Below are 11285 nucleotides of genomic sequence, written 5' to 3' on the forward strand. Positions count from 1 at the left end.
GAGGTCTGGGGCACCGCGCGGGCACGACGATATCGGCCGACCGCGGTGTGTGGCCGGATCAAGGGTATCGGGTCGGGGCGAGAGACAGCGGTCACAGCTGCGCGTAACGATCCGATGACCGTTCGGCCGCGATGTCGACCGGGGTAGACGGGGGTGCGCCGACCTCGGCGATGATCGTTCCGATCATCAGTCCCACCAGCCACATGCGTCACTCCTGATGCAGCGTCCGGGACCCCGAGCAGGAGGAACACCGGCGATGCGGCGCATGCACAGCGTCACCCTCACGACCGTGCTGTCCCTGGCGACCGGCGTCCTCGCCGCCGTCACCGTGGCGGCCCCGGCGAACGCGGCGCCGTGCGGCAACTCCGGCATCCTCGGTTCCAGTCTCGGCGGGCTCTTCGGCAGCGCCTTCCCCGGCAGCTTCGGCAGCAGCGGCGGGCTGCTCGGCAAGTCCAGCGACCAGCGTGACCTCGCGTCGATCGGCAACGGACCCACGCAGACGGTCCGGTGGATCACGGGCCCGAAGTCGCCCAACCGCACCGACAGCCGGTTCGGCATCACCGGCACCGATCTGGGCATCGGGTGGGACAACGGTTCCGGGCAGACGCTGATGGCGTTCGGCGACACCTTCGGCGACTGCAACGCCCCGACCCAGCAGTGGCGGCACAACGTCGTGTTGCGGACGAACGACAAGGACCCGTCGAACGGCGTCGACATCCCCGACGGGGTCCCCGGCGACGTCCGGTCGGGCGCGTCGGTGTCGGCGGCGACGCCGCGGTTCGCGAACGAGGCCCTGCCGGCGGTCGGCGTCAGCGGCGCGGAGATCACCACCATCCCGACCGCGGCCATCGCGATCGACGGTGTGCAGTACATGAACATCATGTCGGTGCGGCAGTGGGGCGCCCCCGGCCGCTGGGTGACGAACTACTCGATCATCGCCACCTCCCGCGACAACGGTCAGACGTGGACCACCGATCCACGCACGATCCGCCTGAACCTGCCCGCCTCGGTGCCCGGTGTCGAGCAGATCGACGACAGCAACGGCAAGTACCAGGTCAGCGCGTACCTCCGGGGGCGTGACGGCTTCATCTACCAGTACGGCACCCCGAACGGGCGCTTCGGCGCCGCGTTCCTCTGCCGGTTCGCGCCCCAGGACATCCTCGACCTGACGAAGTACACCTACTGGGACGGCAAAGGCTGGTCCCCCGACACGACGAAGTCGGAGAAGGTCGTCACCGAGCCGGTCGGCGAGATGTCGGTGGCGTGGAACGACCGTCTGCAGAAGTACGTGATGCTGCACGGCCAGGAGACCAGCGGATCGCTGGTGTTGCGCACCGCGACAGCCCCGCAGGGACCCTGGAGCGCGCCGACGACACTGCTGTCGTCCCGGCAGTACTCGGGCGTCTACGCGCCCTACATCTACCCCACCTCCGGGGGCGACAGCCGTTACCTCTACTTCACCGCGTCACGCTGGCAGGACTACAACGTGATGATGCTGCGGACCGACCTGTCGCAGCTCGCGCTCGACTAACCGCCGATCACCGCGACCCGCTCGGGGTCGAGGGCGACGGCGATCTCGTCGCCGACCTCGACCGGCGCGGTCGCGACGGCGGCGACACGCTCGCCGTCGGGGGTCCGCACCCAGAGGTGACGGTCCTCGGGCAGCGCGGCGACGGCCTCCACCCGCACCGGCACTCCCCCGTCCGCGGCCACCACCGACCGTGCTCGCAGGCCCAGTCGGCAGCGTTCGCCCGTGTCGGCCCACGCGACGTCGACGGGACCGAGCACCGTGCGGGCGACGCCGGCCTCCACCGGCGCGTCGACGATCGTCGTGCAGCCGATGAACCGGGCGATCTCGTCGGTCGCGGGGCGTCGCCACATCGCGTCGGGCGTGCCCTCCTGCGCGACGACGCCGTCGGCCATCACCGCGACGCGGTCGCCGATCGTCGCCGCCTCGGTGTGGTCGTGTGTGACCAGGACGGTCGGTGTGGCTGTGGTGTGCAGGATCTCCGCGATGTCGACGGCGAGCCGCTCCCGCAGCCGTCGGTCGAGGGCCGACAGGGGCTCGTCGAGCAGCAACAGGCGCGGGCGGGGCGCCAGTGCGCGGGCGAGCGCCACGCGTTGCGCCTGTCCGCCGGAGAGTTGCGCCACCGGCCGGTCACCGAGGTCCGGCAGGCCGACGAGGTCGAGCATCTCGGCGACACGGTCGGCGACGTCGCGCCGCGACCACCGTCGGGCACGCAGCCCGTATCCGACGTTCGACGCGACCGACCGGCCCGGCAGCAGCGCCCCGTCCTGGAACACCACCCCGAAGTCCCGGCGGTGCGGCGGCACCCCCGACAGGTCGCGACCGTCGATCCGCACCGCACCGCCCGCCGACGGCTCCAACCCGGCGACAGCCCGCACGAGCGTCGACTTGCCGCACCCCGACGGTCCGATGAGGGCGGTGACCGGCGCCCCCTCGGCGCCGACGACGAGGTCGAGCCCGTCGAGGACGACGGTGTCGCCGTACTCCACCCGTAGCCCGCTGATCTCGAGCATCTAGAACTCGCTCCCCTCGACCCCGCGGATCGACTCCATGAGCACGACGACGACGGCCGTGGTCACGATGAGCAGCATCGACGCCGCCATCGCCGTGGCCAGGTACTGAGCACCGGGCCGGTTCAACGCGGACCCGATGAGCACCGGCAGCGTCGTGGTGCCCGGACGGGCGACGAAACCGGTCGCACCGAACTCCCCGAGGGCGATCACGAATGCAAAACCGACTGCGACGCCGAGGGATCGCCACACCGCGGGGAGGTCGACGGTGCGCCACACGCGCCATGGGCCGGCCCCCAGTCCCGCGGCCGCGCCGCGCAGGGTGTCGGGGACGGCCGCGAGCGCCGGGGCGATGATCCGCACGACGACCGGCGCGGCGACCACGGCCTGCACGGCGGGCACGACGACGGGTGACGCCGCGACCGCGGGCGGCAAAGCGGCGAGCACGACGAGGTAGCCGAAACCGACGGTCACGGCACTCACCCCCAGCGGCAGCAGCGTCAGTCCGGAGGTGACCGAACGCACCGGCCCACGCGAGCGCTGCAGCGCGACCGCCGCGAGGAGCCCGACCGCGACGGCGAGGACCGTGGCCCACACCGCACTGACGACGCTGCTGCGCAGGGTGTCCAACGGCGCCTCGCCGTTCACCGGCACCGAGAGCGCGCGATAGCCCTCGAGGGTCCAGGTACCGCCCACGGTCGGCCGCACCGACCGCACGGCGACCACGAGGAGTGGACCGACCAGGATCACCGCGCCCCAGATCGCCGCGGCCACAGCGGCCGTGCGACGCAGGGGGGTGAACACGACGCGCGGGCGGGTGCGTGCTGCGACGGCCTGCGTCGGCGGGGCGAGCACACGGGTGAGCACCACCGCGACGACGACCACGACGATCTGCAACAGCGACAGCGCGACCGCGGCCGGGATGTCGAAGTACCCGATGGCCTGCGTGTACACGGCGGTCTCCAGCGTCTGCAGGCGACCGCCACCGAGGATGACGACCACGCCGAAGCTGGTGGCGCAGAACAGGAACACCAACGATGCCGCGGAGACCGCGGGCAGCAGCAGGCGGGGTGCGACGACCGTGAGGAACGCGCGCGGACCGCTCGCGCCCAGGGTGCGTGCCGCCTGTTCGGCTCGCGTATCCAGTGCACGCCATGCTGCTCCGACCACGCGCACCACCACCGCGACGTTGAGGAAGGCGTGCGCGGCGAGGATCGACGCGACCGAGCCGTCGAGTCCGAGACCCCCGAGCGGGCCGCCGGGTGACAGCAGCGCGCGGAACGCGATGCCCACGACCACCGTGGGCAGCACGAACGGGACGGTCACCATCACCATCAGCGGCGTCGACGCCCACCGCGGGACCACCGTGAGCAGCCAGACCAGCGGTGCGGACACAACCAGTGTCAGGACAGTCGACGCCGCGGCCTGCGCGAGGGTGAACCCCAGCAGGCCCCACGCGTCCGTGCGCGCGAGCAGGGCGGTGAGGCCGGTCCCGTCGGAGGTCGACACCGCGCGGTGGACGAGGGCGACGACCGGCCACACGAAGAAGACGGCGAGGAACGCCAGGGGCAGCGTCGTCAGGACGCCGGAGACGATCCGTGCGCGTCGGGGCGCGACCAGCACGGTGTCACCCCTTTCGACGGATCGAGCCCCCAGTGTCTCAACCCAGCGCGCTCCACCCCGACACCGACCGGATGCGCAGCGCGAGCACCCGGTGGAACGGCGCATCCGCGTACTGCGGCGCTGCCGCCATGAGCCGCTTGCTGAGATCGTCGAGGACATCGACGGGCGGGTCCGGCACGAACACGAGGTGGGCCCGTACCCACCACAGCCGGCTCCAGTCGTCGCGATCCCAGTGCTCGACGAGCAGCGAGGCGCGCGGGTCCGCCTCGAGGTTGCGTTCCCGACGCAGACGCGTCGACGACTTGGGTTTGACCGCGTCGACCGGGACGCCGACGACGCCGTCGTCGGTCACGGCGTAGACGACCGGGACCGGATCGGGTCCCCGGTCGGGATGCACGGTGCACAGGACGCCGTGTGCGTGGGCGGTGAGCCGCGCCCGCGCATCGTCGGGCGTCACCGCGTCAGCGGCCCATGACGGTGCGCCACTCGCGCTGCCAGTTCTCGCGGTTCTTCGCGATCGAGCCGGGCGCGAGGTCGACGGTGTCCGTCGGGAGGGGCGCGTACTTCGCCCACGACTCGGGCAGCGGCACCCCGTCACGGACGGGATAGACGTACATGGAGTCGGGCAGGGCCTTCTGGACCTCGTCGCTGAGCATGAAGTCGACGAGTTTCCGCGCACCCGCCGTGTTCGCCGCGCCCTTGAGCACACCGATGTACTCGACCTGCCGGAAGCACCCGTCGAGCAACGCCTTCGTGGCCGGGTTGGCCGCCGGCGACGACGCATAGGAGACGACGATCGGCTTGGACCCCTTCCCCTCACCGCCGGAGAAGTCCTGGTTGTAGCCGACGTCCCAACCGGAGACGATCGAGACGTCGTTCGCGCGCAGAGCTTTCCAGTAGTCCTGCCAGTCGGCCGGACGCGCGGCGATCGTCGCGAGGAGGAACCCGAGGCCCGGCGAGGACGTGGCGGGGTCCATCGCGACGAAGTCGTCCTTGTACCGGGCGTCGGTGAGCTGGGCGATCGAGGTCGGGGCGGGGATGTTCCGCTGGGCGAACCAGGCCGTGTCGACGTTGACGCAGACATCGCCCCGGTCGACCGGGGTCAGTTGCTTGCCGGCGTCGCCGCCGAGCACGTAGTCCTGCGCCGACGTCGGCAGGGTGGGTGAGGTGTAGTCGGCCAGCGCACCGGCGGTCACCGGGCGCGATGCGAAGGTGTTGTCGATGCCGTAGACCGCGTCCGCCTTCGGCCGCCCCGGGGTGAGGGAGATCGTCGACGCGAGCTGACCCGCGTCGCCCGACTTCGTCACGACGAGCTTCAGCCCGGTCTGCTTCTGGAAGTCGGCGATCACCGAGTCCGGCAGCGCGAACGAATCGTGCGTCAGCAGGGTCACCTGCTTGCTGTCGTCGGAACTCGAACATCCCGTGGCCGTCGCCACCACCGCGATCGAGGCGGCGAGGAGCGCCCCCGCGCGGAGCACGAGCCGGGGCCGTCGCGTCAGTCTGCGCATCACCCCACCGATCCAACCAGAGGCTGACAGCATGGGGTGATGGCCGCACGCGACGACACCCTGCTGAGCGACGACGAGCGGGAGCAGGCGCGCCGTCGCTTCCCGGAGTGGACGGTCGAGGACGCGGAGATGCGCCGCTCGTACGACGCGTCCTCCTTCCTCGCAGGTATCGACCTGGTCCGACGTGTCGCCGAGGCGGCCGAGGAGCGCGACCACCACCCCGACATCGACATCCGGTGGCGGACGGTGAGCTTCACCCTCGCCACGCACTCCGCCGGCGGGCTGACCGGCAAGGACACCGACCTCGCCGAGGTGATCGAGAGGGAGATCGCCGCTGACACTCCGGCAACCGAGACATGACGGGCGCGTAACAATCGCATCACCCGTCTCTTCAGTCACACGCGTACCACGCTATGGTCCCCTGGGCGGCCAGCGACACGCCGCCTCGACCTAGACTGACCGCTTGGCCGCGGGCATCTGCGCGACGGCCCCGACGACGTGATGGGATGTGAGCGCTGACCATGGGAACCCGCCGGAAGCTGGGGACGACCGCACTGGGCGTCTTGACCGCGATGACGGTGCCCGCTGTCGCCTTCGCCGCCCCCGCGCCCTCGGCGCCCGCCCCGGCGAGCCCCTCGTCCCAGGTGGGGTCGCTGCCGCTGTCCGCCCCCGCACCACCGAAGGTCGACAAGTCCACCCTCGACTCCCTGGGCTCGTATGTCCCGGCGATCGTCGGCTCGGCCATGACGCCGGGTCCCGACGGCAAGATCAACTCCGACCTGATCTCGCAGGCCACCGCGATCGCCGAGTCGCCGGGCATGCCGCCGCAGGTCAGCACCATCTGGCGCCAGGTCACCGGCTTCCTCGACGGATCGGCGAAGCCCACCCAGGTCGCCAAGGTCGCCGCCGCCGCGAACGACCCGGTCATCCCGACCGGCCCGAACGCGCCGCGCATCCAGCAGTTCCTGTACCCGACCATCGGTGTCGGATGCATCCCCGGCGGCAACTCCGTCGGCACCGCGTTGGTCACCGCGGGCCCGCAGGAGGCCCCCGCACCCGGCCCGAAGGCGGGTCAGGCCGGCTATGTCTACACGAGCCTCGGCACCGGTCCCGCGCTGAACAACACCCGCGCTCCGTTGGTCGCGATCTGGATCAACATCGACACCGGCAAGACCGGACAGATCAACCTCACGCGCAACGACCGCATCAACGCGGCCAACGGCCCCGGCACCTTCACCGCCATCGCCCAGACCGGCAAGGGCCGCGTGCTCTCCGCGATCTACGGCACCGTCACCACGAGAACCAAGGGCAAGCCGGTGGCCTGCCAGATCGTCCCCACGGTGGGACTCGCCTTCATCTGACCTGACCGACACACCGAGTCGGTCACGACCCCGCACCATCCCCTCGAGACCGATTCGGAGTACCCCCATGCCTTCTCACGCCCTCATGTCCCTGCGCAGGGCGGTCGTCGCCGGCTCGCTCGCCGTGTCGATGGCTGTCGGCGGCGCCGCACTGGCCGCGCCGGCGTCGGCCGACCCGGCCACCGCGCCCGAGGCAGCGGCCACGGCCGCACTGGGCTCGCCCACGCTCTCCGCCACCTCGGGCACCGACGTCCTCGCCCTGCTGGACACGGCGAACAAGACGTTGCGGAGCCTCGGCATCCAGCCGTTCCTGAACCCGACCGTCGCGTTCAACTGCACCACCCCGACCGCGTCGAACCCGTTGGGGCTCCTGCCCGCCGCGGGCGGTGCCGTCGCCGGGCCCTGGGCCGCGCCGGGGATCTCGCTGCCGACCATCCCGCTGGTGAACATCGACCCGAACGTGGTGAAGGACGGGCAGGTGCTCTACGGGTTCGTCCCCGCCGGCGTCACCAGCGACCCGACCTCGACCGGGATGCAGGTCGCCTGGTTCAACACGGCGACAGGCAAGTTCGGCATCGGGCAGATGGGCAAGGCCGGGGACACCCTGGTCGACGCCTGGCTCGCGAACGTCCCCGCCTCCCCCATCAAGGACATGGCCGCGAAGACCCTCTCAGGGATCGTCAACACGATCGCACCGGCGGGGAGCCGTCTGGCACCGGTCACCACCGGCAAGGGCACCGTCCTCTCGGCGGTCTTCGGCACCGTGAACAACGGCGGCCGCAGCTGCTTCTTCCTCCCGATGGTGGGCGTCACCAACGCCTGACCGTCACCCGAGCACTCATCGAGATCGATTCGCCCGCTGCGGGATCGCAGCGGGCGAATCGGCGTCTGGGGCACGGGATCCGCGTCGAATTGCTGTACCCGCGCCGGGCACGACGCGGGAACGCGAGACGAGCGCGGGTTCGCTCGCCGAGCCGTGAACCCGCGTCGATCCGCTCATCCCGCGCCGGGCACGGCGCGGGGACGCGGGAACCGCGCGGGAACGCCTGGTGAGCCCGGGACGGCGAGACCGGCGCGGGTTCGCTGGGATCGCGGCGAACCCGCGGCGGATCCGTGTACCCGCGCCGTGCACGGCGCGGGTACACGAGATGGACGCGGGAGCGCGCGCCGATAAGCGGGGATGAATCCGTTGTCAGACAGGCGCCTTGGCGGTCGCCGCCGACTCGCCACCCATGTCCTCGAGCTCGATGCCGTTGGTCTCGGGGACCTTGAACTGGACGTAGAAGTACGAGATGAACGCGCAGAGCGCGAAGAACCCGTACACGTACGCGAGGCCGAGGCTCTGGCTCAGCTGCGGGAACAGCAGGGAGATGGTGAAGTTCGCGACCCAGTTCATCGCGGTGCAGACGCCCAGGGCGACGCCGCGGATGCGGTTGGGGAACATCTCGCCGAGCATCACCCACATCACCGGGCCCCAGGTGGCGGCGAACGCGACCACGAAGAGGTTGGCGCCGATCAGCGCGACGACACCCCAGTTGCCCGGCAGCGTGACGTCGTCACCGCTCCCCTGCTGCTGGGTGAAGGCGATCGCTGCGAGGATCAGGCCGGCGAACATGCCGACGGAGCCGATCTTCAGCAGCAGGCGACGGCCGATCCGGTCGACGAACAGGATGGCGCCGAACGTCATGACCACGTTGATGACACCGGTGATCACCGACGTCTGGAAGGACTGACTCTCGCTGAAGCCCACCGACTTCCACAGGGTCGTCGAGTAGTAGAAGATCGCGTTGATCCCGACGAACTGCTGCAGGATCGCGATCCAGATGCCCACCCACACCAGCGGGTGGAGGCCGAAGGAGTTGCCACGGATGTCGCTCAGCGACGCCTTCGACTCACGGCGCAGCGTCATCCGGATCTCCTTGACCCGGTTGAGGGGATCGACCTCACCGGTGACGTCGCGGAGGATGCGCGCGGCCTCCTCGTCGAGATCGTTGCCGACGAGGTAGCGCGGGGACTCGGGGATCAGCAGCGCGAGGATGCCGTACACGAGCGCGGGGATGACGCCGACGAAGAACATCCAGCGCCACGCCTCGATGCCGAACCAGAAGTCGTTCGAGGCGCCACCGGCGTTGTCGGCGAGCAGAGCGTCGGACAGCAGCGCGATGAAGATGCCGATCGTGATGGCCAACTGCTGCATCGAGCCCAGCGCACCACGGAACCGCGCCGGCGAGATCTCCGCGATGTAGGCGGGCGCGATCACCGAGGCGATACCGATACCGAGACCACCGAGGATGCGCCAGACGATCAGATCCGGGATGCTCCAGGCGAACCCGGTGCCGATCGACGAGATCGTGAACAGGAACGAGCCGAGCAGCATGACGCGCTTGCGGCCCCACACGTCGGCGAGGCGGCCGGCGAACCATGCACCGAACGCGCACCCCAGCAGCGCGACGGCGACGGCGAAGCCCTTCATGAACTCGCCGAGACCGAAGTGCCCCTGGATGGAGTCGACGGCGCCGTTGACGACCGAACTGTCGAACCCGAAGAGGAAGCCGCCGACGGCGGCGGCCACGGTGACACCGATGACCTTCGCGACGTGTTGATCGGCCTTCGGAGTGCCTGCCGTGGTGCTCATCGTCCGCCCTGTCCCGTCGACGTCGCGGGTCCGGGTGCGGACCCTGTGGCGACGCTACTCCGCACGGTTCACAGCCCGACGCGCATTACGATCACGCCATGGTGACGCTCCGTATCGCGCAGGACCCCGCGGCCGACGAGCTGCTCTCGACCGACCCCTTCGCGCTCCTCGCAGGCATGCTCCTCGATCAGCAGTTCCCCATGGAGCGTGCCTTCGCCGGACCGGCGAAGGTCCTCGAGCGATTCGGGACCCTGGATCCCGCCGAGATCGCCGTCGCCGACCCGGAGCGCTTCGCCGACCTGTGCGCCACCCCGCCGGCGATCCACCGCTACGGCCGGTCGATGGCCCAGCGCCTGCAGGCACTCGCCTCCGCCGTGGTCGCGGAGTACGACGGCGACACCACACGGATCTGGACCGAGGCGACGTCCGGCAAGGATCTCGTCGACCGTGTGAAGGCCCTCCCCGGGTTCGGCGAGCAGAAGGCCAAGATCTTCACCGCACTACTGGCGAAGCAACTCGACGTGAAGCCCCGCGGCTGGACCACCGCGGTCGGCGACTACGGCAAGAAGGGCTACCGATCCGTCGCCGACGTCGTCGACGAGGAGTCGCTGACCAAGGTCCGCGCGTACAAGAAGCAGAAGAAGGCCGAGGCCAAGGCCGCCTCCGCCGACTGAGCTGCATCCCGCGACGGTCGCCCGACGACGACCACGCAGGTGCGTCTTACGTCACATCCCGATGGCATACGCTGTCATCCATGGATGTGAAGGTCGCCGTCGAGCTGCCTCTGCGGATCGGGTTCGCCGCGACGGGTGTCGCACTCGCCGCGGTGGAGTCCGGAGTCACCATCGCCCGTCTGACCATCGAGAACGTCGCGCACGAGATCAACACCGTGCTCGGCGTCGAGGACGACACGTCGTTCTCGGCGCGCACACCGCTGCAGCTCATCGGCCAGCTCGCCGAACTCCTCGGCCCCGACCGCCCGTTCGGCCGCATCCTCGCCCCCGGCGGTCCGCTGGACCGACTGCTCGCCGACGGCGGCGTCGTCGACCGCCTCACCGCCCGCGACGGCTCGCTGGAGAAGCTCACCGCCGAGGGCGGACTCCTCGACCAGATGGCGGAGGAGAACGGGATCCTCATCCGCCTCACCGCCGCCGGCGGACCGCTCGACCGCCTGTCCCGCAAGGGCGGCGTCATCGACCAGTTCACCGAGAACGAGGGCATCCTCGAGCGCCTCACCAGCGAGGGCGGCATCGTCGACAAGCTCACCGCGCAGGACGGGCTGCTCAACAAGATGACCGAGGAGGGCGGCATCATCGACCGCCTCGTCGCCGACGGCGGACTTCTCGACCAGCTCGTCGGCGAGAACGGGGCCGTCGAGCGCGCCATCGCCCCGGGCGGACCCATCGAGCGCATCTCCGAACTCACCGACGTCATCGGTCAGCTCGCACCGAGCATCGTCGCCATCCAGGAGACCGTCCACGAACTCCGTGACGCCGTCGACGTCCTCAACGACGCCGTCACCCCGCTCGGCGAACTCGCCGGCCGCCTGCCGAAGCGACTGACCCGTGGAGGCGGTCGCCAGCACGAGATCAACGGCCACTCGCACCACGACTGACCCGC

The 11285-nt window shown here is 70.5% G+C and carries 11 protein-coding genes; 6 read left to right on the plus strand and 5 right to left on the minus strand.

All coding sequences use genetic code 11. The annotated features are described in order from the left end of the window. The first annotated feature begins 256 nt into the window (after positions 1 to 256). Positions 257 to 1531 (plus strand): DUF4185 domain-containing protein, encoded by a 1275-nt coding sequence (locus tag Q1A98_RS06390; protein WP_299571046.1) that lies wholly within the window; start codon positions 257 to 259, stop codon positions 1529 to 1531. Here the strand turns inward: Q1A98_RS06390 and Q1A98_RS06395 are convergent. Genes Q1A98_RS06395 through Q1A98_RS06410 form a run of 4 tightly spaced genes read right to left on the minus strand, consistent with a single transcriptional unit; the run spans position 1528 to position 5669 of the window. Continuing rightward, positions 1528 to 2541 (minus strand): ABC transporter ATP-binding protein, encoded by a 1014-nt coding sequence (locus tag Q1A98_RS06395; RefSeq protein WP_299571049.1) that lies wholly within the window; start codon positions 2539 to 2541, stop codon positions 1528 to 1530. The genes Q1A98_RS06390 and Q1A98_RS06395 overlap by 4 nt on opposite strands. After that, the gene (locus Q1A98_RS06400; RefSeq protein WP_299571051.1) at positions 2542 to 4161 is read right to left on the minus strand and encodes an iron ABC transporter permease; all 1620 of its coding nucleotides are present in this window, start codon (positions 4159 to 4161) and stop codon (positions 2542 to 2544) included. A 37-nt stretch (positions 4162 to 4198) separates the two neighbouring features. Beyond that, on the minus strand, positions 4199 to 4618 hold the full coding sequence (locus tag Q1A98_RS06405) for a pyridoxamine 5'-phosphate oxidase family protein (protein ID WP_299571054.1): 420 nt from the start codon (positions 4616 to 4618) through the stop codon (positions 4199 to 4201). A 4-nt stretch (positions 4619 to 4622) separates the two neighbouring features. Beyond that, complete coding sequence (locus tag Q1A98_RS06410) at positions 4623 to 5669, minus strand: thiamine ABC transporter substrate-binding protein (RefSeq protein WP_299571056.1); 1047 nt, start codon at positions 5667 to 5669, stop codon at positions 4623 to 4625. Between the two features lie 39 nt (positions 5670 to 5708). On the opposite strand from Q1A98_RS06410, the gene Q1A98_RS06415 reads away from it, so the two are divergent. The 3 genes from Q1A98_RS06415 (at position 5709) to Q1A98_RS06425 (ending at position 7853) form a co-directional block, all read left to right on the plus strand. Beyond that, complete coding sequence (locus tag Q1A98_RS06415) at positions 5709 to 6029, plus strand: 4a-hydroxytetrahydrobiopterin dehydratase (RefSeq protein WP_366943372.1); 321 nt, start codon at positions 5709 to 5711, stop codon at positions 6027 to 6029. 161 nt (positions 6030 to 6190) lie between these two features. Then, positions 6191 to 7030, plus strand: coding sequence for a hypothetical protein (locus Q1A98_RS06420; protein ID WP_299571059.1), 840 nt, complete (start codon positions 6191 to 6193; stop codon positions 7028 to 7030). A 67-nt stretch (positions 7031 to 7097) separates the two neighbouring features. Continuing rightward, positions 7098 to 7853: a hypothetical protein gene (locus tag Q1A98_RS06425; RefSeq protein ID WP_299571061.1), complete on the plus strand. Its 756-nt coding sequence runs from the start codon at positions 7098 to 7100 to the stop codon at positions 7851 to 7853. 369 nt (positions 7854 to 8222) lie between these two features. Here the strand turns inward: Q1A98_RS06425 and Q1A98_RS06430 are convergent, their stop codons facing one another. Beyond that, a complete protein-coding gene (locus tag Q1A98_RS06430) occupies positions 8223 to 9665 on the minus strand; it encodes a sugar porter family MFS transporter (RefSeq protein ID WP_299571064.1) in 1443 nt (480 codons plus the stop codon). A gap of 98 nt (positions 9666 to 9763) precedes the next feature. Between Q1A98_RS06430 and Q1A98_RS06435 the strand changes: the two genes are divergently transcribed. Together Q1A98_RS06435 and Q1A98_RS06440 are read left to right on the plus strand one after the other, a co-directional pair. Next, positions 9764 to 10339: an HhH-GPD-type base excision DNA repair protein gene (locus Q1A98_RS06435; RefSeq protein WP_299571066.1), complete on the plus strand. Its 576-nt coding sequence runs from the start codon at positions 9764 to 9766 to the stop codon at positions 10337 to 10339. 80 nt (positions 10340 to 10419) lie between these two features. After that, positions 10420 to 11280, plus strand: coding sequence for a hypothetical protein (locus Q1A98_RS06440; protein ID WP_299571069.1), 861 nt, complete (start codon positions 10420 to 10422; stop codon positions 11278 to 11280). Positions 11281 to 11285: the final 5 nt, after the last annotated feature.

This window comes from uncultured Williamsia sp. (genome assembly GCF_947494875.1).
GTDB lineage: Bacteria > Actinomycetota > Actinomycetes > Mycobacteriales > Mycobacteriaceae > Williamsia_A.